Source organism: Ferrovibrio sp. (genome assembly GCF_041906005.1).
Taxonomy (GTDB): Bacteria; Pseudomonadota; Alphaproteobacteria; order Ferrovibrionales; family Ferrovibrionaceae; genus Ferrovibrio.
Genome location: NZ_JAYRJY010000001.1, coordinates 1,315,487 through 1,340,071, shown reverse-complemented (window position 1 = coordinate 1,340,071; position 24,585 = coordinate 1,315,487). Strand labels below are relative to the sequence as shown.

Annotated in this window: 24 protein-coding genes; 7 read left to right on the top strand and 17 right to left on the bottom strand. The window is 65.5% G+C overall.

Annotation, left to right across the window (positions count from 1 at the left end; translation table 11 throughout):
* Positions 1–38: 38 nt before the first annotated feature.
* From cysC to cysG, 7 genes are read right to left on the bottom strand one after another with little or no spacing between them, the layout of a single operon-like run.
* Positions 39–1,925 (bottom strand): adenylyl-sulfate kinase, encoded by a 1,887-nt coding sequence (gene cysC, locus ACE3OO_RS06375; RefSeq protein WP_374300930.1) that lies wholly within the window; start codon positions 1,923–1,925, stop codon positions 39–41.
* A gap of 8 nt (positions 1,926–1,933) precedes the next feature.
* Entirely contained in the window at positions 1,934–2,734 is an 801-nt protein-coding gene (gene cysD / locus ACE3OO_RS06370; RefSeq protein WP_374304668.1) for a sulfate adenylyltransferase subunit CysD, read from the bottom strand.
* Between the two features lie 10 nt (positions 2,735–2,744).
* Entirely contained in the window at positions 2,745–3,464 is a 720-nt protein-coding gene (locus ACE3OO_RS06365) for a phosphoadenylyl-sulfate reductase (protein WP_374300928.1), read from the bottom strand.
* Positions 3,461–3,979: a DUF934 domain-containing protein gene (locus tag ACE3OO_RS06360; protein WP_374300926.1), complete on the bottom strand. Its 519-nt coding sequence runs from the start codon at positions 3,977–3,979 to the stop codon at positions 3,461–3,463. Before ACE3OO_RS06360 ends, ACE3OO_RS06365 begins: the two co-directional genes overlap by 4 nt.
* A complete protein-coding gene (locus ACE3OO_RS06355) occupies positions 3,966–5,627 on the bottom strand; it encodes a nitrite/sulfite reductase (RefSeq protein WP_374300924.1) in 1,662 nt (553 codons plus the stop codon). The genes ACE3OO_RS06360 and ACE3OO_RS06355 overlap by 14 nt, the downstream gene beginning before the upstream one ends.
* 15 nt (positions 5,628–5,642) lie before the next feature.
* On the bottom strand, positions 5,643–5,951 hold the full coding sequence (locus ACE3OO_RS06350) for a DUF2849 domain-containing protein (protein WP_374300922.1): 309 nt from the start codon (positions 5,949–5,951) through the stop codon (positions 5,643–5,645).
* A gap of 11 nt (positions 5,952–5,962) precedes the next feature.
* Entirely contained in the window at positions 5,963–7,351 is a 1,389-nt protein-coding gene (gene cysG, locus ACE3OO_RS06345) for a siroheme synthase CysG (RefSeq protein WP_374300920.1), read from the bottom strand.
* Between the two features lie 209 nt (positions 7,352–7,560).
* Here cysG and ACE3OO_RS06340 point away from each other — a divergent pair, with 209 nt between their 5' ends.
* From ACE3OO_RS06340 to ACE3OO_RS06330, 3 genes are all read left to right on the top strand, one after another.
* Positions 7,561–7,974 (top strand): hypothetical protein, encoded by a 414-nt coding sequence (locus ACE3OO_RS06340; RefSeq protein ID WP_374300918.1) that lies wholly within the window; start codon positions 7,561–7,563, stop codon positions 7,972–7,974.
* A 77-nt stretch (positions 7,975–8,051) separates the two neighbouring features.
* Positions 8,052–8,894 carry a helix-turn-helix domain-containing protein gene (locus tag ACE3OO_RS06335; protein ID WP_374300916.1) on the top strand — a complete coding sequence of 281 codons (843 nt, stop codon included), beginning with the start codon at positions 8,052–8,054 and terminating at the stop codon, positions 8,892–8,894.
* A gap of 66 nt (positions 8,895–8,960) precedes the next feature.
* Positions 8,961–9,671: a CBS domain-containing protein gene (locus tag ACE3OO_RS06330; RefSeq protein ID WP_374300914.1), complete on the top strand. Its 711-nt coding sequence runs from the start codon at positions 8,961–8,963 to the stop codon at positions 9,669–9,671.
* A 3-nt stretch (positions 9,672–9,674) separates the two neighbouring features.
* On the opposite strand, the gene ACE3OO_RS06325 is transcribed toward ACE3OO_RS06330, so the two are convergent.
* A complete protein-coding gene (locus ACE3OO_RS06325) occupies positions 9,675–10,157 on the bottom strand; it encodes a DUF4442 domain-containing protein (RefSeq protein WP_374300911.1) in 483 nt (160 codons plus the stop codon).
* Position 10,158: 1 nt separating this feature from the next.
* On the bottom strand, positions 10,159–10,818 hold the full coding sequence (locus ACE3OO_RS06320; protein WP_374300909.1) for a TetR/AcrR family transcriptional regulator: 660 nt from the start codon (positions 10,816–10,818) through the stop codon (positions 10,159–10,161).
* Between the two features lie 149 nt (positions 10,819–10,967).
* On the opposite strand from ACE3OO_RS06320, the gene ACE3OO_RS06315 reads away from it, so the two are divergent.
* From ACE3OO_RS06315 to zapE, 3 genes are all read left to right on the top strand, one after another.
* The gene (locus ACE3OO_RS06315) at positions 10,968–12,032 is read left to right on the top strand and encodes an NAD(P)H-dependent flavin oxidoreductase (RefSeq protein ID WP_374300906.1); all 1,065 of its coding nucleotides are present in this window, start codon (positions 10,968–10,970) and stop codon (positions 12,030–12,032) included.
* A gap of 147 nt (positions 12,033–12,179) precedes the next feature.
* Positions 12,180–13,679: a CoA-acylating methylmalonate-semialdehyde dehydrogenase gene (locus ACE3OO_RS06310; RefSeq protein ID WP_374300904.1), complete on the top strand. Its 1,500-nt coding sequence runs from the start codon at positions 12,180–12,182 to the stop codon at positions 13,677–13,679.
* A 62-nt stretch (positions 13,680–13,741) separates the two neighbouring features.
* Complete coding sequence (zapE, locus tag ACE3OO_RS06305) at positions 13,742–14,875, top strand: cell division protein ZapE (protein ID WP_374300902.1); 1,134 nt, start codon at positions 13,742–13,744, stop codon at positions 14,873–14,875.
* 4 nt (positions 14,876–14,879) lie between these two features.
* Here zapE and ACE3OO_RS06300 read toward each other — a convergent pair whose 3' ends face one another.
* The 8 genes from ACE3OO_RS06300 to ACE3OO_RS06265 form a co-directional block, all read right to left on the bottom strand.
* Positions 14,880–16,229 (bottom strand): pentapeptide repeat-containing protein, encoded by a 1,350-nt coding sequence (locus ACE3OO_RS06300; RefSeq protein WP_374300900.1) that lies wholly within the window; start codon positions 16,227–16,229, stop codon positions 14,880–14,882.
* 122 nt (positions 16,230–16,351) lie between these two features.
* The gene (locus ACE3OO_RS06295; RefSeq protein ID WP_374300898.1) at positions 16,352–17,143 is read right to left on the bottom strand and encodes a succinate dehydrogenase iron-sulfur subunit; all 792 of its coding nucleotides are present in this window, start codon (positions 17,141–17,143) and stop codon (positions 16,352–16,354) included.
* Between the two features lie 21 nt (positions 17,144–17,164).
* A complete protein-coding gene (sdhA, locus tag ACE3OO_RS06290; RefSeq protein ID WP_374300896.1) occupies positions 17,165–18,952 on the bottom strand; it encodes a succinate dehydrogenase flavoprotein subunit in 1,788 nt (595 codons plus the stop codon).
* 4 nt (positions 18,953–18,956) lie between these two features.
* Entirely contained in the window at positions 18,957–19,352 is a 396-nt protein-coding gene (sdhD, locus tag ACE3OO_RS06285) for a succinate dehydrogenase, hydrophobic membrane anchor protein (RefSeq protein WP_374300894.1), read from the bottom strand.
* 10 nt (positions 19,353–19,362) lie between these two features.
* Positions 19,363–19,749 carry a succinate dehydrogenase, cytochrome b556 subunit gene (gene sdhC, locus ACE3OO_RS06280; protein WP_374300892.1) on the bottom strand — a complete coding sequence of 129 codons (387 nt, stop codon included), beginning with the start codon at positions 19,747–19,749 and terminating at the stop codon, positions 19,363–19,365.
* A gap of 204 nt (positions 19,750–19,953) precedes the next feature.
* Positions 19,954–21,264: an ammonium transporter gene (locus ACE3OO_RS06275; RefSeq protein WP_374300890.1), complete on the bottom strand. Its 1,311-nt coding sequence runs from the start codon at positions 21,262–21,264 to the stop codon at positions 19,954–19,956.
* 259 nt (positions 21,265–21,523) lie between these two features.
* Positions 21,524–22,582: a MaoC family dehydratase gene (locus ACE3OO_RS06270; RefSeq protein ID WP_374300888.1), complete on the bottom strand. Its 1,059-nt coding sequence runs from the start codon at positions 22,580–22,582 to the stop codon at positions 21,524–21,526.
* 108 nt (positions 22,583–22,690) lie between these two features.
* Positions 22,691–23,575, bottom strand: coding sequence for a CoA ester lyase (locus ACE3OO_RS06265; protein WP_374300886.1), 885 nt, complete (start codon positions 23,573–23,575; stop codon positions 22,691–22,693).
* Between the two features lie 152 nt (positions 23,576–23,727).
* Between ACE3OO_RS06265 and pdxY the strand changes: the two genes are divergently transcribed.
* Positions 23,728–24,582: a pyridoxal kinase gene (pdxY, locus tag ACE3OO_RS06260; protein ID WP_374300884.1), complete on the top strand. Its 855-nt coding sequence runs from the start codon at positions 23,728–23,730 to the stop codon at positions 24,580–24,582.
* Positions 24,583–24,585 lie beyond the last annotated feature (3 nt).

Below are 24,585 nucleotides of genomic sequence, written 5' to 3'. Positions count from 1 at the left end.
TGCCTCCTGGTTACGGTAACGCTTGAACCGGAGCGAAGTTACGCGGCAAAGCTGCGCAGGGCGTAGTCTACCAGAGTCTGTGCCGATTCCGACAGGGTGTGCTGCGTGGTGTCGAGTACCAACTGCGCCACGTCCGGCGCCTCATATGGCGCCGAGATGCCCGTGAAACCGGCAATTTCGCCGGCGCGGGCGCGTTTATACAGGCCCTTGGGGTCGCGCATCTCGCAGATCGCAAGATCGGCCCGTACGAAAATCTCGTGAAACCCGTCGCCCACGATTGTACGGGCATGATCGCGTTGCTGTTGCCGTGGGCTGATCGCCGAGACCAGAACGATCAGGCCGGCATCGCTCATCAGCTTGGCCACTTCAGCGATGCGGCGGATATTCTCCGCGCGGTCGGCATCGGAAAAGCCCAGATCGCTGTTCAGGCCATGGCGCAAATTGTCGCCATCCAGCACGGCCACCTGGCGGCCGCGCGCGAACAGGGCCGCCTGCGCCGCCATGGCCAGTGTCGATTTGCCGGCGCCCGACAGGCCGGTCAGCCACAACACGCCGCCGCGATGGCCGTTCACGGCCGCGCGGTCCTGCGGCGTGACGCTGGAATCCACGGTTGCGATGGCGGGAGCTGCCTGCTGCAGCACGTCCTCGACCACCAGGCCGCCGGCGATCTGCGGCCCGCGGATCAGCACACCGCGTCCGGTGCGCGGCAGCGTGTCGTAAAGATCCAGCGCCAGCGGCCGGCGGCAGCGCAGAATCGCGCGGGCCACGCCGTTGCGTTCGATCTGCGCCGCATTGGCGCTGCTTAAGGATTCCACATCCAGGGCCTCGGTGATCGCCTCGATCTCGACCTCGCGTTCGGTGGTGCCGATCTTCAGCGTCAGGCGGTCGCCGGGCTTCAGCGGGGCCTTGTCCAGCCAGAACAGCCGCACGGCGATGCGGCTGGCCTCGCGCGGTGCCTGGTCAGGGTGGCTGGCCAGCACGCCACGTTCGACGAACACATCTTCATCCAGCGTGAAGGCGACGCTGTCGCCGGCGATGGCCTCCTCGCGCGGCTGGTGGTGGCTGGCATTGCCGCGCCAGCTTTCCAGACTGGCGACCACGGCCTCGCGGCCCAGCGGCGCGAACCGGATGCGCTCGCCCACCTTCAGCCGGCCGCTTTCGATGCGCCCCACCACCACGCGGCGGTCGTCCAGGCGATAAAGATCCTGGATCGGCAGCCGCAGCGGCTGCTCGACCGGCACCGCTCGGGCGCCAAAGGCGTCCAGCGCACCGATCAGGGTCGGGCCACGATACCAGCCGGTCTGCGCACTGTGCGCGGCGATGTTGTCGCCGGTGCGCGCCGAAACCGGCACCAGGGCGGCGACCTCGATGCCGATATCGGCCAGGTAATTGCGCACGGCTTCGGCCACGGCCTGGAAGCGGGCCTCGTCATGGCCGATCAGGTCGATCTTGTTGATCGCCACTGCCACCTGCCGGATGCCCAGCAGATGCAGCAGGTAGGCATGGCGGCGCGTCTGCTCGGCCAGGCCCTGGGCGGCATCCACCACCAGGATGGCGGCATCGGCCTGGGCCGCGCCGGTCACCATGTTCTTCAGGAATTCCTTGTGGCCGGGCGCGTCGATGATCACGTAGCGGCGGCGCTGGGTGGTGAACCAGATCTGCGTGGTATCCACCGTGATGCCCTGGTCGCGCTCGACTTGCAGGGCATCCAGCAGGAACGACCATTCGAAATCCAGGCCGCGCTTTTCCGATACGGCTTTCAGCTGCTCCAGCTTGCCGGCCGGCAGGCTGTCCGTGTCGTGCAGCAGGCGGCCGACCAGGGTGGATTTGCCGTGATCGACATGGCCGACGATCACGATGGGGAAGGCGCGGCCCTTGTGCAGCCCGACAGCCTTCGGGTGGATGGCCAGATCGATGACGCTCATGGCGCTCCTCACATATAGCCGGCGACGCGCAGCCGCTCGAAGGCATCTTCCGAATCGTGGTCCATGGCGCGGCCGGCGCGTTCCGGTTCGCGCGTCACTTCCAGTTCGGCGATGATCTGCTCGATATTGGCGGCGCGGCTGTCGATCGGAAAGGTGATGCCGATTTCGCCCAGCGAGCGGAAGCGCTTGCCTTCATCATTGGCGAAATACAGCGGCACCACCGGAATTTCCTCGCGCTGGATGTAGCGCCAGATGTCCAGCTCGGTCCAATGCAGCAGGGGGTGGATTCGCATATGCACACCATCGGGCAGCTCGGACGCGAAATGGTCCCACAGCTCGGCCGGCTGGTCGCGGAAGTCCCAGGCGCCGTCATCGCCGCGGGGACTGAACACGCGCTCCTTGGCGCGCGTTGCCTGCTCGTCGCGGCGGATGCCGGCGATCACGCCTTTCCACTGGTATCTCGCAATCGCTTCCTTCAGGCCCAGGGTCTTGCGCGCGGCGATGCGCGAATTGTGCGGCAGCGTGGGATCAGTGGCCTCCAACGGCGGGCAGGCATCCTTGATCAGCTCCAGCCCCCATTCCCGGGCATAGCGGTCGCGGAAGGCATAGGTTTCGGGGAATTCCAGCCCGGTATCCAGATGAGCGACCGGAAACGGCACGCGGCCGAGGAAGGCTTTCTTGGCCAGCCAGATCATCACGTTGGAATCCTTGCCCAGCGACCACAGCATGGCCAGAGGTCGGATGCGGCTATAGGCCTCGCGCAGGATGTAGATGCTCTGGGCTTCGAGCTGGTCGAGATCGTCGTGCATGATCGTCATTTCATTTCTGTGGCCGGCCATGGATGCCGCATTCGGTTTTTTCGCTGCCGCGCCAGCGCCCGGCCCGGGCATCCTCGCCGTCCTGCACCGGCTGGGTGCAGGGCGCGCAGCCGATGGAGGGATAACCCTGCGCCACTAGGGGATGGCGTGGCAGATCATGGCGGATGAAATGAGCCTCGATCTCTGCCGGGCCCCAGTCGGCCAGCGGATTGAATTTCAGCCGCGCGCCATCGGCCTCCACCAGCGGAATGGCGTTGCGGGTCGCGGCCTGGAAACGCTTGCGGCCGTTGATCGAGGCGGCGAAGGGCTTCAGTCCGCGCTCCAGCGGCTCCACCTTGCGGATGCGGCAGCAGGCATCGGCATCGTGGAACCACAGCGTGCCGCCTTCGTCATGGGCGGCCAGCGATCTGGGATCTGGCCGCAGGTTGCGCACATCGCTCAGGCCCAGCCGCGCGGTCAGCAGGTCGCGATAGGCCAGCGTTTCGTCGAACAGCTTGCCGGTTTCCAGGAACAGCACCGGCGTGGCTGGATCGACCCGGGCCACCAGATGCAGCAGCACAGCCGCCTCGGCCCCGAACGATGACACCAGCGCGATCTGGCCGGGAAACAGCTCGGTGATGGCGATGCGCAGGATGTCCTCGGTCGATTTACCCTGCAGCCGCGCATTCAGCGACCGCGTGTAATCGTCGATATCCAGCGAAGCGAAGGCCAGTGCGCTCATTCGGCGGCCTCCTGCTTGCGCGCTGCCGCCAGCCGCTGTTTCAGGGCGCTGATGCGTCCGTCGCCCGTGGGCTGGTAGACATGGCTGAAGCCGCGCATTGCGGCGGCAAAGGCTTCGGCGGCGCCTTCGCGGGCGATCTCGAAAGCATCGAAGCCGCAACGCTGCATATGCCAGAGCTGGTCCTGCAGCACATGACCAGTGGCGCGAAGTTCCCCCGCGAAACCAAATCGCTCGCGCAAAAGTCGCGCCTGGCTGTAGGCCCGGCCATCGCTGAATTTCGGAAACTCCAGCACGATCAGGTCGAAGCGACCGGCTTCGGGGCCGAAGTCCAGTACATCCACCGTGTGGGGCAGGCGGATACCCAGCGGCGCGTTGCGGCCAGCCAGATGTTCCTGCTCGGCCTGCCAGCGCGCATGGGAAATCAGCGCGGGCCTGTGCTCCGGCAACGGCGCGTCGTCGGCGACGCTCAGCCAGGCATCCTCGCCGATCATCTGTCCATTTTTAAGCAGCGGCATAGACGGCCTCCCTGAACGGCTGCAATCCGACGCGGCGATAGGTGTCGAGGAAACGCTCGTCGCTGCCGCTGCGCAGCCGCAGATAGATCTCGACCAGGGTGTCGATGGCATCCACCGTCTGCGCCGTGTTCAGCGCCGGGCCGAGGATGTCGCCCAGGGCGGCATCCTGGTCGGCCGAGCCGCCCAATGTGAGCTGGTAGAATTCCTCGCCATTCTTGTCGACGCCAAGGATGCCGATATGACCCACATGATGGTGGCCGCAGGCATTGATGCAGCCCGAAATCTTGATCTTCAGCTCGCCGATGTCGTGTGCGCGTTCCCAGTTCCTGAAACGCAGGGCGATCTGCTGGGCGATCGGGATCGAGCGGGCATTGGCCAAAGCGCAGTAATCCAGGCCGGGGCAGGCGATGATATCGGAGGCCAGGCCCACATTCGGCGTGGCGAGATCGTATGCCTTCAACGCTCTGAACAAAGCCGGCAGGTCGGCCTGTTTCACATGCGGCAGCACCAGGTTCTGCTCGTGCGTGACGCGGATTTCGCCGAAGGAATAACGGTCGGCCAAGTCGGCCACGGCCAACATCTGCTCGGCCTTCATGTCCCCCGGCGGCTCGCCTTCCTTCTTCAGCGAGATGGTGACGATGCTGTAGCCCGGTTGCTTGTGCTTGAACGTGTTACGTCGGGCCCAGAGGCCGAATTCGAAATCGGTACGGAAGGCGGCGGCATAATCCGGGGCCACGCCGCCGGACAGTCTTTCGAAAGCGGGTGGCGCGAAATGCGCAGCGATCTGGTCGATGGCCGCCTGCGGCAGTTGCAGCGCGCCGTCGCGGATCGATTGCCATTCGGCCTCGACCTTCTCGCGCATGGTCTCGATGCCGATCTCGTGCACCAGAATCTTGATGCGTGCCTTGTACATGTTGTCGCGCCGGCCGAACTGGTTGTAGACGCGCAGAATGGCTTCCAGGTAACTCAGCAGATGCTGTTTGGGCAGGAAGTCGCGAATCGTCTTGCCGATGAAGGGTGTGCGGCCCAGGCCACCACCCACGATCACCTCGAAGCCGGTTTCGCCGTCGGCATTCCTGTGCATGCGCAGCCCGATATCGTGCACGCGCACGGCGGCGCGGTCGTTCGGCGAGCCGGTGACGGCGATCTTGAACTTGCGCGGCAGGAAGCTGAATTCGGGGTGGAAGGTCGACCATTGTCGGATGATCTCGCACCACACCCGCGGATCCTCGATCTCGTCATGGGCGGCGCCGGCGAACTGGTCGGTGGTGGTGTTGCGGATGCAGTTGCCGCTGGTCTGGATCGCATGCATCTGCGCCTTGGCCAGATCGGCCAGAGCATCGGCGGCGTCTTCCAGCCTGATCCAGTTGTATTGCAGGTTCTGCCGCGTGGTGAAATGGCCCCAGCCGCGATCGTATTTGCAGCCGATCTGCGCGAGCGCGCGCAATTGCCGTGACGATAGCGTGCCATAGGGGATGGCGATGCGCAGCATGTAGGCATGCAGCTGCAGATACAGGCCGTTCTGCAGGCGCAGCGGCTTGAATTCTTCCTCGCTGATCGCCCCGCTCAGGCGCCGCGCCACCTGGTCGCGGAACTGCGCCACGCGCTCGTCCACAAGGGTCTGGTCGATCTGGTCATACTGGTACATGGGCAAATCCTCAGTCTACGCGGCCGGCCGTTTTTCGGTGGTCGGTCCGGCGGCGCGGATGCGCTCGCGGAACTGGATTGGCCAGGGGGGCGTTGTGCTGCCATCCACCGGCACCAGATACGGCGCCACCACGATGTTGCGTGCCGCCTGCGCCTCGGCTTCGGCCAGCCAGGCGGCGGCGGCCTCGGCATTCGGCGCCACGAAGGCGGCGGCGATGTCGCGGCTCCAGTCTTTGTGGATGGTCAGGTAGACCACGTCGCCGCTGCTCAGGTGATTGGCGGTGACGATATGGGCCTGGTCTTTCAGTTTGGGGGCTTTGGCCATGGGTCTGGTCCTTATGCGCGGCGCTGCTGCGGCAGGGCGGAGATCCGTGCAGTCGCGGCCACTTTGCCGATCACCAGCAATACCGGGCCATCTCCTGCATGCCGTGCAGCCAAGGCGGGCAGGGCATACAGCATCCCCGCGCTTACACGCTGCTCGGGTCGCGTGCCATTCTCGATCAGCGCCACCGGCAACGTGGGCGATACGCCGGCCTGCAGCAGTCGGTCGCGAATATCCGCCGCCCGGCTCAGGCCCATATAGACCACGACGGTTTCGCCAGCGCGGGCCCGCTCGGCCCACTGAATCGCATCCTCGCCGTCTTTCAGATGGCCGCTCACCAGCGTCACGCCATGACTCAGGTCGCGATGGGTCAGTGGAATGCCGGCCGCTGCCGCGCAGCCCAATGCCGCCGTGATGCCCGGTACCACCTGCACGGCAATGCCGTGCGCCTGCAAATATTCCAGTTCCTCGCCGCCACGGCCGAAGATGAAGGGATCACCGGCTTTCAGCCGCACGACGTGTTTGCCCTGGCCGGCCAGCTCGGCCATCAGGGCATTGATCTGCGTCTGGCTTAGACGATGGCGGCCCTTGCGCTTGCCCACCGCGATGCGCTCGGCGTCGCGACGCACACGGTCCAGCACGGCGGGCGGCACCAGGTCGTCATACAGCACCGCATCGGCCTGGCTTATCACCTGTTGCGCCTTCAGGGTCAGCAGGTCGGGATCGCCCGGTCCGGCGCCCACCAGGGCCACGCTGCCTGCGGCGTCAGCCTGCGGCGCGTTGAGCTGGGCCAGCAGGGTGCTGCGCGCGCCGCTCAGATCGCCGGCCAGCGCCTTCTGCGCGACCGGGCCGTCGAACACACGCTCCCAGAAGCGCTTGCGTTGACGCGGCTCGCGGATCACACGTGCCACGCTGTTGCGGAAATCGCCAGCCAGGGCAGCCAGCTCGCCCAGACGCGAAGGCAGCAGAGCCTCGATCTGCGCGCGGATGCGGCCCAGCAGCAACGGCGCGGTGCCGTTGGATGCAATCCCGATGGTGATGTCGCCGCGCTCGATAATGGCGGGCACGAGAAAGTCGGACAGCTCGGCGCGATCCACCACGTTCACGAAAACGCCACGGGTCCTGGCCGCATCGGCCAGCGCGAGATTTTCGGTTTCATCCTCGGCCGCCCCGATGGCGATCCGCACGCCATCGAGCAGGGCGGGGGAGAAAGACGTTGCCCGATGCCGCACATGGCCGGCGGCAACATGGTCGGCGATCTCGTCATTGATGTTTGGGGCTGCCACTGTGACCGACGCGCCGGCCTTCCGCAGCAGGCGGATCTTGCGCGCGGCGTTTTCGCCGCCGCCCAGCACCAGCACGGGCCGGTCCTTCAGCACCAGGAAACTCGGGAATGTCTGCATGGCGCACCCCTCTTCGTGGCGCAGAGCCGATGCAGCCAGATATTTAACAGTCAAATACGATAGTCAACATAATAATACTTAAATAAGAGATATTATAAATATTCAAACAAAAAATAATGTGAAATAGATAGGCTATTACCTGCTCGGTAATTGTTAAGCCACTGTTCCGGCTGAAATATCGGGTCATCACATCAGCCCGGAGGTTTCCCATGCTTTCCCTGCGCAGTCTGCTCCGCTTCGATACCGCCCTGTGCCTCGCCTGTGGCCTGCCCGGCCTGCTGGCCGCCGGCTGGACGGCCAAATTCCTTTTGCCGGATCAGGCCGGGCTGCTCGGCCTGTCCATGCCCGGGGTGATGCTGGCCTTGGGGGCGGCGCTGGCCGCCTATGCCGGCCTGCTGCTGATCATGTCCAACCGGCCACAGCCGCCGCGCGGCTTCGTCGCTTTCACTGTTCTGGCCGATGGCCTGTGGGTACTGGGCACGCTGGCCCTGCTGGCCGCCTTCGGCGGAGCGTTCAGCCTGTGGGGCGTGGTCGCCCTGCTGGCGATTGCAGGCGATACCGCGCTGATCGGCTGGCTCAAGGCCCGCGCCCTGCGCGACAGCAATGGACTCGCGACGGCGTGACGGATCATGGACGGCGGGCGTTCGTACTGGACGTCCGTCTCCCTGCGCCCCATAACCGCCCCAGGGAGACATCAGCGATGCCCAGCCTGCATAGCGAACTGCCGGTCCGATCCAGTGCCACCGAAACACCCGGCTTCGGTACATTGATGCGGCAATGGCGCCGCCGCCGCGGCTTCAGCCAGCTTGAACTGGCCGAACTGGGCCGCGTGTCGCAGCGCCATGTCAGTTTCCTCGAATCCGGCCGCGCCCGGCCCAGCCGGCAGATGGTGCTGCATCTGAGCGAACTGCTCGACATGCCGCTGCGCGAACGCAACCGCCTGCTGCATGCCGCCGGCTTCGCAGCCGCCTATCGCGAAAGCCGGCTGGATGCGCCGCAACTGGCCGAGGCGCGCCACGCGCTGGATCTGCTGTTGCGCCAGCAGGAGCCGTTTCCGGCCGTGGTCGTCGATGCCGCCTGGAACGTGCAACTGGCCAACCGTGCCGCGCAGCGCATGATCGGTTTCCTGCTCGGGGCCGATCTCGATCCGGCGCAGCCGCTCAACATGATGAAGCTGCCGCTGCATCCCAAAGCGGTCCGGCCTTATATGCTGCATTGGCCCGATGTCGCCTCGGCCTTGCTGCATCGTCTGCAGCGCGAGGCGATGGACAGTCCCGCTGCGGCCTCCGTGCTGGCGGAAATACGCACCTATCCGGATGTGGATGCGGTGTGGCGCAAGGTGGACTGGGACAGCGAGCCGGCCCCCCTGCTGGGCTTCAGCGTGGAGAAGGATGGCCTGCGGCTGGACATGATCACCCTGATCGCCACCTTCGGCACCCCGCAGGATGTGACCTTGCAGGATCTGCGCATTGAAAGTTTCCTGCCGGCCAATGCGGCCAGCGAACAGCTTCTGCGCGAATTGGCAAAACAGGTTGCCGATTGACGCGGATCAAGCCAGCCGGCGCGGATTACGCTAGGATCGCGGCAGCTTCAGTCCAGGAGATGCCACATGAAAGCCGCCGAAATCATGACCAGCCCGGTCTTCGCCATCGCCAGCGACGCCAAGGTCGCCGAGGCGGTGCGCCTGATGCTGCAGAAGCATGTCAGCGGCCTGCCGGTGGTGGATGCGGCCGGCAAGCTGGTGGGCATGGTAACCGAGGGCGATTTTCTGCGTCGCAGCGAAATCGGCACCACCAAACGTCGTGCGCGCTGGCTGGAACTGCTGCTGGGCCCCGGTGCCCAGGCCGAGAATTATACCCATAGCCATGGCCGTCGCGTGGACGAGGTGATGACGCGCGAACCGGTCGCCATCGCCGAAGATACCTCAACGGCCGAAATCGTGCGGCTGATGGAAAAACATCGCGTGAAACGGCTGCCGGTCGTGCGCGACGGCAAACCTGTCGGCATCGTCAGCCGCGCCAACCTGCTGCATCTGTTTGCCGGTGCCCTGGCGGACGTGAAACCGGTGGCAGCCAGCGACGCGGCGATCCGCGAGCATATCCAGGCCGAGATGAAGAAGCAGTCCTGGGCGCCGACTGGCAGCACCAGCATCATTGTGCGCGATGGCGTGGTGCAGCTCTGGGGCACCATCTTCGACGAACGCGAACGCCTGGCCCTGAAAGTGCTGGCCGAAGGCGCGCCCGGCGCCAAGGGCGTCGAGGATCACCTGATCTGGCTGGAGCCGATGTCGGGCCTCTATCTCGAGCCGCCCAAGGTCTGAGCTTTAAGCCTTCGCGGCGTCCGGTCCGATCTTCCAGCGCGGCGTGGCGGTCATCACGATGTCGCCGGCCGCATCACGCAGTTCCACGCGGCCCGACAGGCTCTGCGGCTGCGACCAGTCCAGCGGCCCGACCTCGCATTGCGCCGTCACCGCGCCGCGTGCCTTCTTGACGAATTCTGTATCGAAGCCGGTGACGATCCAGCGCGCGCCCTTCACCGGCTGGCGGCTCATGATGGCGAGGTTGGCGGTCAGTTCGGCCAGGTTGGTCAGGGCCACGGCATGGATCGAGCGCAGGTGGTTGCGCACGGCGCGGCGGTCGGCCATCTGCGCCTGCGCGCGGCCCGGCATCAGGTTCAGCACGCGGGCATTGATGGTGGCGGCATAGGGCACGGTCAGGCCGATCAGGCGGCTGAACAGCCAGCTGCCGAAAGGCAGGCGGGAAACGCGCTGCCACTGCTGCAGGATGGCGGGCTCGTTGCGGGACATGTCAGGTCTTCCTTGTTTTGCGGGCAGTGGTTGAAGTCGTGGCAGAGACGGCGATGGCATCCCAGATCGCATCAGTCAGTTGTTTTGCCGCCAGATCGGGCCGGATGCTGGCCTTGCCGGCACGATGGCTGCGCAGCCAGGCCTGCACCGGGCCGACCACCAGGCTGATCAGGACATCGGGGGCGAGTGGCTTCAGGATGCCGGCCTCGACGGCGGGGCGGAACACCAGCATCAAGGGACGCAGGAAATCGGCGGTGCCGCGCTGCAGTTTGGCTTCCGCCACCGTGACAGCGCGATGGTAGCGATGCTCGGCCAGGAAGCGGGCGGCATCGGGATGCCGGATCGACCAGGCGATATGGGTTTTCACGAAAGCATCGAGAAAGCCCCGCGGGGTGTCGTGCCTGGACAAGTCGGCCATCAGCGCCATGCGATAGCGCTCCAGCAGATCTTCATACAATGCGGTGACCAGGCCTTCGCGGCTGCCGAAATGGTGGTACAGGCTGCCGATCGACACCGCGGCGGCATCACGCACCTGTTCGATTGTGGTGGACTCCACGCCCTGGGAATCGAACAGCGCCAGCGCGGCGATCAGCGCGCGTTCGCGCGCACCGGCTTTTGCGGTGTGATCCAGGATGGTGGGTTTGCGGGCGGAACGGGCCATGGCACGGGGTTATAGCAGCATTAGAATAATTTTCTAGAATAATCTTCCAGTCGACCCAATCGGCACAATTTTGCCAGCCCTATCCCCTTGGCGGCCGCTGCGGAAAGGCGCAGTCTTTGCCCAGACCCATCCGGGAAGAGAGAAACGCCATGAACCATGATTTTGTCCGTCGCCTCGGCATCGACCATCCCTTGCTGCTGGCCCCGATGGCCGGCGAAACCGCCAAGCCGGCGCTCGCCATCGCCGTCTCCAATGCCGGCGCGCTGGGCGCGCTGGGCGCCGCCTACATGACGCCGCAGGCGTTGCGCGACGCGATCCGCGCCATCCGTGCCGGCACGCAACGGCCCTTCCATATCAACCTGTTTTCGCCGCAGCCCTGGACGGCCGACCACGCCAAGATGGCAGCCTATCGCGCGGAGCTGGGGCAGGCGCATGCGGCGCTGGGCCTGGGCGCGCCTGATCTGCCGAACAGCTATCAGGAATCCTTCGAGGCACAGTTCGAGGTGGTGCTGGAGGAGGCCCCGCCGGTCTTCAGCACCACCTTCGGCGTGCTGACGCCCGAACAGGTGACGGCCCTGAAAGACCGCAACATCCTGGTGCTGGGTACCGCGACCACGGTGGCCGAGGCGCGCGTGCAGGCATCGGCCGGAGTCGATGCCATCATCGCCCAGGGTGCCGAGGCCGGCGGCCATCGCGGCAGCTTCCTCGACAGCGTGGAACACAGCCTGGTTGGCACCATGGCCCTGGTGCCGCAGATCGTCTCGGCGGTGAAGCTGCCGGTGATTGCCGCCGGCGGCATCGGCGATGGCCGCGGCGTTGCCGCCGCCCTGTGCCTGGGCGCTTCGGCCGTGGCTCTGGGCACGACATTCCTGCTGGCCGAGGAAATGGCGCTGTCGCCGGGCTACAAGGCATTGCTGCAAAGTGACCGGGCGGAAAACACGGCGCTGACGCGGGCCTTTTCCGGCCGGCATGCCCGCGGCATCCGCAACGCCTTTCTCGACCGCATGGCCGGCCGTGACGACATCATCCCCGATTTCCCGGTCGCCAATGCCATGAGCAAGGCGATGCGCGGCGCGGCCTCGAAATCCGGCCAGACCGATTACCAGTCGCTCTGGGCCGGACAGGCGGCCCGGCTGGCCCGGCCGGAACCGGCGGCGGCCATCGTCGCCCGCCTGCTGGCCGAAGCACGCCAGGCGCTCGAAATCCAGGTTTGATGCGCTGCAAAGCCGCAGCGCCGGCCCTTGTCATTGGGGCCGGGGCCTTTAGAGTCTCCCGGTCTTATCAAGCATCGGGCTTAGCAACACACAGGCCGCCGGCCGCTATATGAGAAGGCCGCCGGGGCCTGTTCTGGGGAGTGAGTCATGGCGAAGGAACTGCATCATTTCATCGGCGGCAAGAAAGTGGCGGGCAAGTCGGGCCGCTTCCTCGACGTCTACAATCCCAGCACCGGCGAGGTCAGCGCCAAGGCGCCGCTCGCCACCAAGGCCGAGGTCGAGGCTGCCATCGCCGACAGCCAGCGTGCCTTCGCCGAATGGAGCGCCACCTCGCCGCTGGTGCGTGCCCGGGTGATGTTCAAGTTCAAGGAGCTGTGCGAGAAGCATGCCGATGAACTGGCTCTGCTGATCGCCAACGAGCATGGCAAGGTGGTCTCGGATGCCAAGGGCTCGCTGCAGCGCGGCCTGGAAGTGGTGGAGTTCGCCTGCGGCATTCCGCATCTGCTGAAGGGCGAGTATTCCGACAGCGTGGCGCGCGGCATCGACGTCTATTCGATGCGCCAGGCGCTCGGCGTCGTCACCGGCATCACCCCGTTCAACTTCCCGGCCATGGTGCCGATGTGGATGTTCGCCATCGCGATCGCGGCCGGCAACACCTTCGTGCTCAAGCCCAGCGAAAAGGACCCGTCCTGCCCGCTGCGCCTGGCCGAACTGATGCTGGAGGCCGGCGCGCCGGCCGGCGTGCTGAACTGCGTGATCGGTGACAAGGAAGCAGTGGATACGCTGCTCACCGATCCGCGCATCCAGGCGGTCAGTTTCGTGGGCTCGACCCCGATCGCGCAGTATGTCTATGCCACGGCGGCGGCGCATGGCAAACGCGTGCAGGCCATGGGCGGTGCCAAGAACCACATGATCATCATGCCCGATGCCGACATGGATCAGGCCGTCGATGCCCTGATTGGCGCTGGCTATGGCTCGGCGGGCGAGCGCTGCATGGCGGTGTCGGTCGCCGTGCCGGTGGGCAAGGGCACCGCCGACCGGCTGGTTGAGGCGCTGGCGCCGCGCGTGCGGGCGCTCAAGGTCGGCCCCAGCGTGGACAAGGATTCCGAGATGGGTCCGCTGGTGACCAAGGAACATCTCGCCAAGGTGAAGGGCTATGTCGATACCGGCGTGGCCGAAGGCGCCAAGCTGGTGGTGGATGGTCGCGGCCTGAAGCTGCAGGGCTATGAAGGCGGCTATTTCATGGGTGGCTGCCTGTTCGACAACGTCACGCCGAACATGCGCATCTACAAGGAAGAGATCTTCGGCCCGGTGCTCTCCGTCGTACGCACCGAAAGCTTTGAGGAAGCGGCCAAGCTGCCCACCGAGCATGAATTCGGCAACGGCGTGGCGATCTTCACCCGCGACGGCGATGCCGCCCGCGACTTCGCCGCCCGTGTGCAGGTCGGCATGGTCGGCATCAACGTGCCGATCCCGGTGCCGCTGGCCTTCCACACCTTCGGGGGCTGGAAGAAATCGGCCTTCGGCGACACCAACCAGCATGGCCCGGAAGGTGTGAAATTCTACACCAAGATCAAGACGGTGACGGCGCGCTGGCCGACCGGCATCCGCTCGGGTGCCGAGTTCAACATCCCGACCATGAAGTAAGCCGCTGACGGTTTGCTCAAGACGGGCGGCAGGGTAACCTGCCGCCCGTTGCATTTTCAGCCATGCCGATGACCCCGCTCGAAGCCTACCGCGCCAAACTCGCCGCCAAGGAGATCGCCGAAGACCCGGCGCAGGAACTGGCTGTGGAGAAACTGGAATTGCTCAGCCACCGGCTGCAGCATTATCGGCCGGGCGAGGATAGCTGGCTGCAGAAACTCAGCTTCGGCCGCAAGCGCGAACCGGCGCCGCAGGGCCTGTATATCTATGGCGAGGTCGGGCGCGGCAAATCCATGCTGATGGACCTGTTCTTCGCCGCCGCCCCGGTGGAGAAGAAACGCCGCGTGCATTTCCATGCCTTCATGCAGGAGGTGCATGCCGAAATCTTCCGCTATCGCCAACTGCCCGACGATGACGCGGAAAAGAAGAAGGGCGGCGATGATCCGATCCGCCCGCTGGCCAAGAAGATCGCCGAGGCGAGCTGGCTGCTCTGTTTCGACGAATTGCAGGTCACCGATGTGGCCGATGCCATGATCCTGGGCCGCCTGTTCGAGAAACTGTTCGAGCGTGGCGTGGTGGTGATTGCCACCTCGAACCGCGCGCCCGACGACCTGTATCAGGGTGGGCTGAACCGCCAGCTTTTCCTGCCCTTCATCGCGCTGTTCAAGGACAAGCTCGACGTGCTGCACCTGGCGGCCCAGCGCGACTATCGTTTGCAGCGCCTGAGTCGCGAGCGGGTCTGGTTCAGCCCCCTGAGTGCCAAATCAACGCTGGCGCTGGACCGCGCCTGGGACCTGCTCACCGATGCAGCCGAGGGCAAGCCGGTGGATCTCGAGCTGCTGGGCCGCAAGCTGCGTGTGCCGGAACAGGCTCGCGGCGTTGCGCGCTTCACCTTCGGCGACCTGTGCGAGGCGGCGCTAGGCCCGGCTGACTTCCTGGCGATCGCGCGCGCATTCCACACGGTGATGATCGACGGCATTCCCACGCTCAGCCCGGCCAGGCGCAACGAGGCCAAGCGGTTCGTGACGCTGGTGGACACGCTGTATGAGGCGAAGGTGAAGCTGATGGCCACGGCCGAGGCGCCGCCCGAGACGCTGTATCCCGAAGGCGACGGGGCGTTTGAATTCCAGCGCTGCGTGTCGCGTCTCAACGAGATGCAGAGCGAGGATTACCGCGCGCTGCCGCACGCGGCGCAATAGCCGGTCAGTTGGGCAGCAGCAGGTCGCGGGCGCGATCCAGCCGCGCGTTGGTGAATTGCGCGCCGGTCAGCACCGCGCCATCGAAGCGGCCATCGGTGAGGTCGGCGCCGGTCAGGTCTGCGCCCGACAGGTTGGCCTCGCGCATGTCCACGCCCACCAGGCTGGCGCCGCTCAGGTTGGATGCCACCAGCAGGGCCTTGCGCAGCTTGGCCGCGCTCAGGTTGGTGCGCGCGGTGCGGCTGTTCGGTGCCTCTTCGCGGATGGCGGCCAGGTTGGCGCCGGAAAGATCGGCGCCATCCAGCGTGGCGCGGGCGAGGCTGGCGCCGCGCAGGTTGGCCTTGGTCAGGATCGCGCCGCGCAGGTCGGCGAAATTCAGCCGCGCCAGCGCCAGGTTGGCATGGACCAGCATGGCATTGGCAAAGCAGGCACGTTCCAGCAGCGCGCCCATCAGGTTGATGCCCTGCAGGTCGCGGCCGGAGAAATCGAAATCGCTCAAATCCGCGCGCAGGCCCTGGCGGCCTTCCGAATGCACCCAGAGTTCATGCTGGCGCAGCACGTCGGCCAGATCTTCCGGGGCATGGCGCGACGCAGCGGCAAAGATCGCGGCAGCCAGCTCCGGCAGGGCGCGGCTGGCGGCATCGACGATGGCGCCGCGCAGATCGGCGCCGGCGAAATTGGCGCCGCCGAAATTCGCGCCGGTCAGCGTCGCGCCGGAAAGATTGGCGCCGGAGAAGTCGGAATGCTGCAGGTCGGCCGCGCCCAGACGGGCCGACATCATCTGCGCCTTGCGCAGATCGGCGCGGGCCAGGTTGCTGTCGTCCAGATTGGCATCGGCGAAATCGGCATGCAGGGCGAAGGCGCGCGAAAGCTGGGCGCCGGAAAGATCGGCTCGCTGCGCCGAGGCACCCGAAAGATCGATGGCACGTTTGGCGGGGCCACCATCGCTGAGCTTGCCGTCCGAATCATAAACCGGCGCCAATGCCTCGACGCCGTTCGATTCGGCCATGTTGGCATCGTTCAGGCCGGCGGCGCGCAGGCAGGCGCCGCGCAGGTCGGCCCAGCGCAGGTCGGCCCCGTCGAGGGTGGCATTGCGGAAATCTGAACCGCCGCATTTCGACATCGAGAGCTTGGCGCCATCGAGGCGGGCGCGATGCAGGCGGGTGCCGATCAGATTGGCCAGCGTGAGATTGGCGCCGGTCAGGTCGGCGTCCGACAGGTCAGTATAGGACAGGTCGGCGGGTTTGGCATCGGGCTTGCCGGCCAGATGGGCTTCATGCTCGCGTAACGCGTCGCGCAGCTTTTCCGCGCCAAGCTTGGTCAGATGCGAGGGAGCCCCGCGGGTGAAATCGCCCATAACGTCCTGCGGCCTTGCTAACCAACCTTACACAGAAGAAACAGATTCGGCCGCGAGTGTATCCCGGACCAGCCATGCCGATCCAGCCGTTTGCCCCCTGTATTGGCTGTTAGTCTAGCAGCTCAGCCGCGGCGTTCCACCATCAGCTTCTTGATCTCGCCGATCGCCTGGGCCGGGTTGAGGCCCTTCGGGCAGGTCTGCGCACAATTCATGATGGTATGGCAGCGGTACAGCCGGAACGGGTCTTCCAGGTTGTCGAGCCGCTCGCCGGTCATCTCGTCGCGGCTGTCGGCGATCCAGCGATAGGCCTGCAGCAGGATGGCCGGGCCGAGATAACGGTCGGAATTCCACCAATAGCTGGGACAGGAGGTGGAACAGCAGGCGCACAGGATGCACTCATACAGGCCATCCAGCTTTTTGCGGTCCTCCGCAGATTGCAGGCGTTCGCGTGCCGGGGCCGGGCTCTGGGTCTGCATCCACGGCTTGATTGAGGCATACTGCGCGTAGAAGTTGGTGAGATCGGGCACCAGGTCCTTGATCACCGGCATATGCGGCAGCGGATAGATCTTCACGTCGCCGTCGATATCCTCGCAAGCCTTGGTGCAGGCCAGCGTGTTGCCGCCGTCGATGTTCATGGCGCAGGAACCGCACACGCCCTCGCGGCAGGAGCGGCGGAAGGTCAGCGACGGGTCGACCTCGTTCTTGATCTTGATCAGCGCGTCCAGGACCATCGGGCCGCAATCGTTCATGTCGACTTCGTAGGTGTCGACCTGCGGGGTCTTGCCGTCATCCTGGTTCCAGCGATAGACGCGGAAGCGCTTGACCTTGCGCTCCTCGCCCGGCTTGGCCGGGGGCAGGCTCCAGGTCTTGCCTTCGGTGATCTTGGAATTCTTCGGCAGCGCGAACTCAGCCATGGGGAGCGTCCTCGTCTTCTCTTAGTACACGCGCTTCTTGGGCTCGATATACGAGACCTCGTTGGTCAGCGTGTAGGTATGCACCGGGCGGTAGTCGATGGTGATGTCGCCCTTGTCGCCCAGCCAGGTCAACGTGTGCTTCATCCACTGCGAATCGTCACGGTCGGGGAAATCCTCGCGGGCATGGGCGCCGCGGCTTTCCTTGCGGTTCTCGGCCGAATGCATGGTCACGACGGCCTGGCGGATCAGGTTGTCGAGTTCCAGCGTCTCGACCAGGTCGGAATTCCAGACCAGCGAGCGGTCGGAGACACCGATATCCGGCATCATCTTGTAGACCTCGTCGATCAGGCCGACGCCTTCCTTCAGAACCTCGCCGGTACGATAGACCGCGCAGTTGTTCTGCATGGCACGCTGCATCTTGTCGCGAATCTTGGCCGTCGCGCTGCCGCCCTTGGCATTGCGGAAGCGGTCGAGGCGGGCGAGCGCTTCGTCGCCGGCCTTCGGCATGTCCTTGTGCTTGGCACCCTTCTCGACGACCTGGGCCGCACGGATGGCGGCGGCGCGGCCGAACACCACGAGGTCGATCAGTGAATTCGAGCCCAGGCGGTTGGCGCCATGCACCGACACGCAGGCGGCCTCGCCCACGGCCATCAGGCCGGGCACCACCTTGTCGGGATTGCCATCCTTCAGGGTGACGACTTCGCCGTGATAATTGGTCGGGATGCCGCCCATGTTGTAGTGCACGGTGGGCAGCACCGGGATCGGCTGTTTGGTCACGTCGACGCCGGCGAAGATCTTGGCGCTTTCAGAGATGCCGGGCAGGCGCTCGTGCAGGATCTTCGGGTCCAGGTGATCCAGGTGCAGGAAGATGTGGTCCTTGTTCTTGCCCACGCCGCGGCCTTCGCGGATTTCCATGGTCATGGCGCGGCTGACCACGTCGCGCGATGCCAGGTCCTTGGCCGATGGCGCATAACGCTCCATGAAGCGCTCGCCCTCGGAATTGACGACATAGCCGCCTTCGCCGCGCGCGCCCTCGGTGATCAGGCAGCCGGCGCCATAGATGCCGGTCGGGTGGAACTGCACGAACTCCATGTCCTGCAGCGGCAGGCCGGCGCGCAGCACCATGCCGCCGCCGTCGCCTGTGCAGGTATGGGCCGAGGTGCAGGAGAAATAGGCGCGGCCATAGCCGCCGGTCGCCAGCACCACCATCTGCGAACGGAAACGGTGGATCGTGCCGTCGGCCAGGTTCCAGGCCATCACGCCACGGCAGGCGCCGTCCTCGTCCATGATCAGGTCGAGGGCGAAATATTCGATGAAGAACTCGGTGTCGAACTTCAGCGACTGCTGATACAGCGTGTGCAGCATCGCATGGCCGGTGCGGTCGGCGGCGGCGCAGGTGCGCTGGGCCGGCTCGGCGCCGAAATTCTTGGTCATGCCGCCGAAGGCGCGCTGATAGATCTTGCCTTCCGCCGTGCGGCTGAACGGCATGCCGAAATGCTCAAGCTCCAGCACGGCCGGCACGGCCTCGCGGCACATGTATTCGATGGCGTCCTGGTCGCCGAGCCAGTCGGAGCCCTTGACGGTGTCATACATATGCCAGCGCCAGTTATCCTCGCCCATGTTGCCCAGCGAGGCCGAGATGCCGCCCTGCGCCGCCACCGTGTGGCTGCGGGTCGGGAACACCTTCGAGATACAGGCAGTCTTCAGGCCGGCCGCGGCCATGCCCATGGTGGCGCGCAGACCGGCGCCGCCGGCGCCGACGACGACGACATCGTAGAAGTGATCGTGAACCTGATAGCTGGCGGGCATGGTCTTACACCCCAAGGAAAAGCTTGAGCACGGAAAGCGCGGCGATGCCGCCGACGACGAAGACCGCGAAGGTCACGCCCAGCAGGCTGGCCATCTTCAGGCCTTCGCTATGGACATAGTCCTCGATCACCACCTGCAAGCCGAGCTTCAGGTGCCAGAACACCGCCAGGATGGCGAGCAGGGCAATGATGGCGAAAACCGGATGGCGGAAGGCGGCGACGACGGCGGCGTGGTCGCCGGTCGCCAGCTTCAGCAGGCAGACCAGCATGATCAGCACCAGCGGGATCATCGCCACGGCGGTGACGCGCTGGATCCACCAATGCTGCACGCCGTCCTTGGCGGAGCCTAGGCCGCGTACGCTCTTGAGCGGGCTGCGCATGTGTTTGTTGGCATTGCTCATGGCGCGCTCCTCACTTCCAGGCGTAGGCGACGATCCAGGCCAGCACGGCCAGAACCACCGAGCCGACGATCGCCAGCCAGGCCGAGCGGTTGGCGACGGGGATGCTGTAGCCGTAGCCGGCATCCCAGGCCAGGTGCCGGATGCCGTTGAGCAGGTGGTAGAACAGCGCCCAGGTGAAGCCGAACAGGATCAGGCGGCCGAGCCAGGAGCCCAGCACCATCTGCACGTAGGCGTAGTATTCCGGGCCGGCTGCGGCGGCGACCAGCCACCAGGTCAGCACAAGGGTGCCAAGGCCCAGGCCAACGCCGGTGACCCGGTGCAGGATCGACGAGGCCATGGTGACAGGCCAGCGGTAGACCTGCAGATGGGGGGAGAGCGGTCGTTCGACATTCGCCATTTTTGTGCGCCTTCGAGTGGGGACGGCGCGCCGGGATCGGTGGAATACGTCTCCTGATCGGCGCCCCGAAAGCGGGGCAGATACTAGACCCGGCCACCGCCTAGTCAATGATTGGCAGCTCTGTTTTTAACGACCTAAACCCGCTGCCGGCAAGGCAAATTGCCGGCAGCGGGGATGTTCTCGTGTGTGTTCCTTGATGCGGGTCTATCGCAGATCGTAGGCGCGCTCGCCATGGGTGGTGATGTCGAGGCCGTCGAACTCCTCTTCCTCGCTCACCCGCAGGCCGCCGGTGATCCGCAGCAGCGCCAGGATGGCCCAGCTCATGCCCCCGGCCCAGGCGGCCGTGACAAGAAGCCCCAGCAGCTGGCTGCCCAGTTGGCCCATGGCATCCACGCCCTCGGCGAAACCGCTGCCGCCGAAGCCGGGCTGGCCGATCACGGCCACCAGCAGGATGCCCAGGGCGCCGCCCACGCCGTGCACGGCGCAGACATCCAGCGAATCGTCCAGTTTCAGGCGCTGTTTCAGCAATGCCGTGACGCTGAAGCAGATCACGCCGCCGCAGAAACCGGCGACCAGTCCACCCATCGGGCCGGCCACGCCGGCGGCCGGCGTGATGGTGGCCAGGCCGGCGATCAGCCCGGTGACCGTGCCGACCAGCGACGGCCGGCCATGGCGCAGCCACTCGATGCCCATCCAGGTCAGCGCGCCAGCGGCGGCCGACATATGCGTGGCCAGCAGGGCCATGCCCGCGCTGCCATTGGCGGCCAGGGCCGAGCCGGCATTGAAGCCGTACCAGCCCACCCACAGCATGCCGGCGCCGGTGGCGGTCATGCCCGGATTATGCGGCAGGATCGGCTCATGCGGAAAATCGCGGCGACGGCCTACCATCAGGGCCGCGGCCACTGCCGCCATGCCGGCGGTCACGTGCACCACCAGGCCGCCGGCAAAGTCGATCACACCGGCCTCGGCCAGCCAGCCGCCGCCCCAGATCCAGTGACAGACCGGCACATAGACCAGCAGCAGCCACAGCCCGGAAAACCACACCACCGCCGAGAACTTGATGCGTTCGGGATAGGCACCGACGATCAGCGCCGGGGTGATGATGGCAAAGGTGGCCTGGAACATGAAAAACACCGCCTCGGGGATGCCGTCCTTCAGCGTGTCGGCCGTGATGCCGGTCAGGAAGGCGCGATCCAGCCCGCCGATCCAGGCCTGGTTCTGGCCGCCATCGGAAAAAGCCAGACTGTAGCCGAAGGCCAGCCACAGCACCGACATCAGCGCGGCGATCACCACGCAATGCATCAGCACGCTGAGCGCGTTCCGCGCCCGTACCAGCCCGGCATAGAACAGCGCCAGGCCCGGCAGGGTCATGAACAGCACCAAGGCCGTGGCGGTCAGCAGCCAGGCCGTGCTGGCCATGTCGAGCGGTTTTTCATCGGCGGCGAAAGCCGGCAGCGACGACGCAAGCAGCACAATAGCGGGCGCCGCCAGGCGGCGCGCGAAGAAGGCGATCATGGGGTCCCACCCTGTCTCGTTAAATCTGGCTCGTTATGTCTTGCCATTCGGCCGGCGGGCGAAACGCCGGCAAAACAGGCAGGCTGCCCAAGCACGAGGCATGCCACCAGACGGGAGCGGCACAGGGCAGGTTATGGCACGGGAAGTGCTGATAAACGCTCAGGCAGGCCAGCGCTTCGGGAAATGGCTCCCGAAGCTGCCGGCAAATTCAGCATAATGCCGCTGAAGAAATGATCTTTTGCCTTTTATTTAGGCAATATCAGGCGTGCCGCGGCATCGCCACCCAGTAATCCAGGTCGAGGACCACGTTGTCCGGATATTTGCCGGCGGCATCCCTGTCGGGGAAGCTCTGCGTGGGCTGGTCCTTCACCGCCAGCGTGCGGATGCGCAACAGGCCCACATCGCTGCGGCCTTCGACCTCACCTTTGTCCAGCACCTCCGACCAAGCATAGATCGTGTTGCCGGCCAGGGTCGGATTCACATGCCGGCCGCCATTGATGCCCACCACGAAGGCGGCATTGCCAAGGCCGTTGAAGCTGAGCGCGCGCGCCAGGCTGATCACATGGCCGCCATAGATCAGGCGGCGGCCCAGTTTCTCCTGGCCCTGGCGATGCTGGTCGAAATGAACCTTCGCCGTGTTCTGGTACAGCCGTGTCGCCAGCATATGCTCGGCCTCTTCGATGGTCATGCCATCGACATGATCGATCTTCTCGCCGACGCCGTAATCCTCCCAGCCATGCTGGCTGCCGGCCATCACCCAGTCGTATTTTCGGAAATCGGTGCCTTCAGGCACGCGGAGCTGCGCGGGCGTCAGCGCCTCGGCCAGTTGCGGCACATGCTCCTCGGCGATCACGGCGCTTTCGTCGCGCTTCTTCACCATCACCCAGCGCACGTAATCCAGCACCAGATCGTTGCCGTTCTTGTAGCCCTGGCTGCGCACATAGACCACGCCGGTCTTTTTGTTCGAATTCTCCTTCAGGCCAATCACGCTCGACACGGTATGCAGGGTGTCGCCAGGATAGACCGGCGCGAACCAGCGGCATTGCGCATAACCCAGGTTGGCCACGGCATTCAGCGAGATTTCCGGCACGGTCTTCCCGAAGATGATGTGGAAGGCCAGCAGATCGTCGACAGGCGCGGCCTTCAGGCCGATGCTGCGTGCCAGCGTGTCGGCCGATTGCAGCGGAAAACGCGAACCATACAGCGCGGTATACAGCGCCACGTCGCCCGTGGTCACCGTGCGTGGCGTGGCATGGCGCAATTGCTGCTTGAGCTTGAAGTCTTCGAAGAAATTGCCGGGATTGGTTTTTGTTGTCATAGCTCGCTTCCTTTTTTCGTCATGCCGGGCCTGGCCCGGCATCCCATTTTTTCATCGCCAGAACGGAAAATGGGACCCCGGGTCTTTGCCCGGGGTGACGATGAATTTTTACGCCGCCTGCTGCAGTTTCGCGATGGCATCGGCCAGGGCTGCCAGCTTCTTCGCCTGCTCGACATGCAGGTTTTCCACCAGCTTGCCATCCACCAGCACCACGGCCTTGCCTTCCTTCGATGCCTGCTCGAACGCGGCGATGATCTTGTGCGCGCGCGCCACGTCGGCCTCGCTGGGGGCGAACACGCGGTTGGCGGCATCGATGGTCTTGGGATGGATCAGTGTCTTGCCGTCAAAGCCCAGCTCCAGGCCCTGTCTGCAGGCGGCCTCGAAGCCGGCCTCGTCGTCGAGGTCGAGATACACGCCGTCGAGGATGCTTAAGTTGTAAGCCCGCGCCGCCAGCAGGCACAGGCCCAGTGACGTGATCACCGGCAGGCGCAGCGGCGTGTGCTGCGCGTTCAGGTCTTTCACCAGATCGGAGGTGCCCATCACGAACACGGCCAGCCGCTTCGAGGCGCTTGCGATCTCCTCGGCATGCAGGATGCCCTTGGGCGTTTCCATCATACACCAGATCGCGGTCCTGGCCGGCGCGCCGTTGGCGGTCAGCAATGCCTCGGCAGCCTGCACCTGGGCCGCGCTTTCCACCTTGGGCAGCAGCACGGCATCCGGGCCGGCCTTGGCCGCGGCGATCAGGTCGTCCTTGCCCCAGGGGGTATCGAGCCCGTTGGTGCGGATGATCAGCTCGCGCCCGCCATAGCCGCCGCCGGTGACGGCCGCGCAAACCTGCTCGCGAGCCAGTGCCTTCTGCTCCGGCGCCACGGCATCTTCCAGGTCGAGGATGAGGGCGTCGGCCGGCAGCGTCTTGGCCTTGTCCAGCGCGCGGGCATTCGAGCCCGGCATGTACAGCACGCTGCGGCGGGGGCGGACGGATGCGGCGGACATGCGGATTCCTCTCTGCTTTATGATTATGCTGCACTGCGAAAAAGATTGTTGGCGCCACTATAATCGTGGCCGGGGGCATGGCAAGTTTCCCGGCAGGCTTTCCCCTGCGTCCTTGAAATCCGGGGCGCAATTCGCACAGGAACGACCCGCCCATGCGTGTTCTGAGCATCCAGAGCCAGGTGATTTTCGGCCATGTCGGCAACAATGCCGGCGTCTTCCCGCTGCAGCGCCAGGGGCTTGAGGTGTGGGCCGTGCCGACCGGGCTGCTGGCCTTCAATCCGTCCTACGGGCCGCCGGCGCATCGGCCGACCGAACCGGCCGAGCTGGATGCCTGGATCGCCGCGTTGCAGACGCGGCCGGAATGGCGCCAGATCGATGCGGTGCTGCTGGGCTGGCTGGGCAATCCGCGCACGGCCGAGGCAGCCCTGCGTGCCGCGCTGGCGGTGAAGGCGGCCAATCCGAAAGCGATTTTCCTCTGCGATCCGGTAATGGGTGACAGCGACAGCGGCCTGTATGTGCAGGACAGCCTGCCGCCTTTCATTCGCGACCATCTGCTGCGCCATGCCGATATCGCCACGCCGAACGGTTTCGAGCTGGAATACCTGACCGGTTCGAAGATCGAGGATCTGCCCGCCGCGCTGGCCGCCTGCGATGCGTTGCGCGCGAAAGGCCCGCAGACGGTGATCGCCACCACCCTGAAACGCCGCGATGGTGGCCGCGGCATGCTGGAAGCCCTACTGGTCAACCGTGACGGTGCCTGGCTTTGCGGTGTGCCCGATCTGGGCCATGGCCTGCCCAAGGGCGCTGGCGACCTGTTCGCCTCGCTGTTCCTGGCCCGCCTGCTGAAGGGGCGCACGCCGAAGAAGGCCATGCTGTTCGCCATGGCGGGCACCTATGCATTGCTGCGCGACGCGCTGGAGCACAAGGCGCCCGAGATGCGCCTGGAAGCGTCGCAGGACGACCTGATCGCGCCGCCACACCTGCCCGATATCGAACGGGTGCGCTGACCG

What these genes read in the sequence shown, in the direction of transcription:
- cysC (WP_374300930.1), bottom strand. Translation starts at nt 1,925, where the DNA reads ATGAGCGTCATCGATCTGGCCATCCACCCGAAGGCTGTCGGGCTGCAC.
- cysD (WP_374304668.1), bottom strand. Translation starts at nt 2,734, where the DNA reads ATGCACGACGATCTCGACCAGCTCGAAGCCCAGAGCATCTACATCCTG.
- ACE3OO_RS06365 (WP_374300928.1), bottom strand. Translation starts at nt 3,464, where the DNA reads ATGAGCGCACTGGCCTTCGCTTCGCTGGATATCGACGATTACACGCGG.
- ACE3OO_RS06360 (WP_374300926.1), bottom strand. Translation starts at nt 3,979, where the DNA reads ATGCCGCTGCTTAAAAATGGACAGATGATCGGCGAGGATGCCTGGCTG.
- ACE3OO_RS06355 (WP_374300924.1), bottom strand. Translation starts at nt 5,627, where the DNA reads ATGTACCAGTATGACCAGATCGACCAGACCCTTGTGGACGAGCGCGTG.
- ACE3OO_RS06350 (WP_374300922.1), bottom strand. Translation starts at nt 5,951, where the DNA reads ATGGCCAAAGCCCCCAAACTGAAAGACCAGGCCCATATCGTCACCGCC.
- cysG (WP_374300920.1), bottom strand. Translation starts at nt 7,351, where the DNA reads ATGCAGACATTCCCGAGTTTCCTGGTGCTGAAGGACCGGCCCGTGCTG.
- ACE3OO_RS06340 (WP_374300918.1), top strand. Translation starts at nt 7,561, where the DNA reads ATGCTTTCCCTGCGCAGTCTGCTCCGCTTCGATACCGCCCTGTGCCTC.
- ACE3OO_RS06335 (WP_374300916.1), top strand. Translation starts at nt 8,052, where the DNA reads ATGCCCAGCCTGCATAGCGAACTGCCGGTCCGATCCAGTGCCACCGAA.
- ACE3OO_RS06330 (WP_374300914.1), top strand. Translation starts at nt 8,961, where the DNA reads ATGAAAGCCGCCGAAATCATGACCAGCCCGGTCTTCGCCATCGCCAGC.
- ACE3OO_RS06325 (WP_374300911.1), bottom strand. Translation starts at nt 10,157, where the DNA reads ATGTCCCGCAACGAGCCCGCCATCCTGCAGCAGTGGCAGCGCGTTTCC.
- ACE3OO_RS06320 (WP_374300909.1), bottom strand. Translation starts at nt 10,818, where the DNA reads ATGGCCCGTTCCGCCCGCAAACCCACCATCCTGGATCACACCGCAAAA.
- ACE3OO_RS06315 (WP_374300906.1), top strand. Translation starts at nt 10,968, where the DNA reads ATGAACCATGATTTTGTCCGTCGCCTCGGCATCGACCATCCCTTGCTG.
- ACE3OO_RS06310 (WP_374300904.1), top strand. Translation starts at nt 12,180, where the DNA reads ATGGCGAAGGAACTGCATCATTTCATCGGCGGCAAGAAAGTGGCGGGC.
- zapE (WP_374300902.1), top strand. Translation starts at nt 13,742, where the DNA reads ATGCCGATGACCCCGCTCGAAGCCTACCGCGCCAAACTCGCCGCCAAG.
- ACE3OO_RS06300 (WP_374300900.1), bottom strand. Translation starts at nt 16,229, where the DNA reads ATGGGCGATTTCACCCGCGGGGCTCCCTCGCATCTGACCAAGCTTGGC.
- ACE3OO_RS06295 (WP_374300898.1), bottom strand. Translation starts at nt 17,143, where the DNA reads ATGGCTGAGTTCGCGCTGCCGAAGAATTCCAAGATCACCGAAGGCAAG.
- sdhA (WP_374300896.1), bottom strand. Translation starts at nt 18,952, where the DNA reads ATGCCCGCCAGCTATCAGGTTCACGATCACTTCTACGATGTCGTCGTC.
- sdhD (WP_374300894.1), bottom strand. Translation starts at nt 19,352, where the DNA reads ATGAGCAATGCCAACAAACACATGCGCAGCCCGCTCAAGAGCGTACGC.
- sdhC (WP_374300892.1), bottom strand. Translation starts at nt 19,749, where the DNA reads ATGGCGAATGTCGAACGACCGCTCTCCCCCCATCTGCAGGTCTACCGC.
- ACE3OO_RS06275 (WP_374300890.1), bottom strand. Translation starts at nt 21,264, where the DNA reads ATGATCGCCTTCTTCGCGCGCCGCCTGGCGGCGCCCGCTATTGTGCTG.
- ACE3OO_RS06270 (WP_374300888.1), bottom strand. Translation starts at nt 22,582, where the DNA reads ATGACAACAAAAACCAATCCCGGCAATTTCTTCGAAGACTTCAAGCTC.
- ACE3OO_RS06265 (WP_374300886.1), bottom strand. Translation starts at nt 23,575, where the DNA reads ATGTCCGCCGCATCCGTCCGCCCCCGCCGCAGCGTGCTGTACATGCCG.
- pdxY (WP_374300884.1), top strand. Translation starts at nt 23,728, where the DNA reads ATGCGTGTTCTGAGCATCCAGAGCCAGGTGATTTTCGGCCATGTCGGC.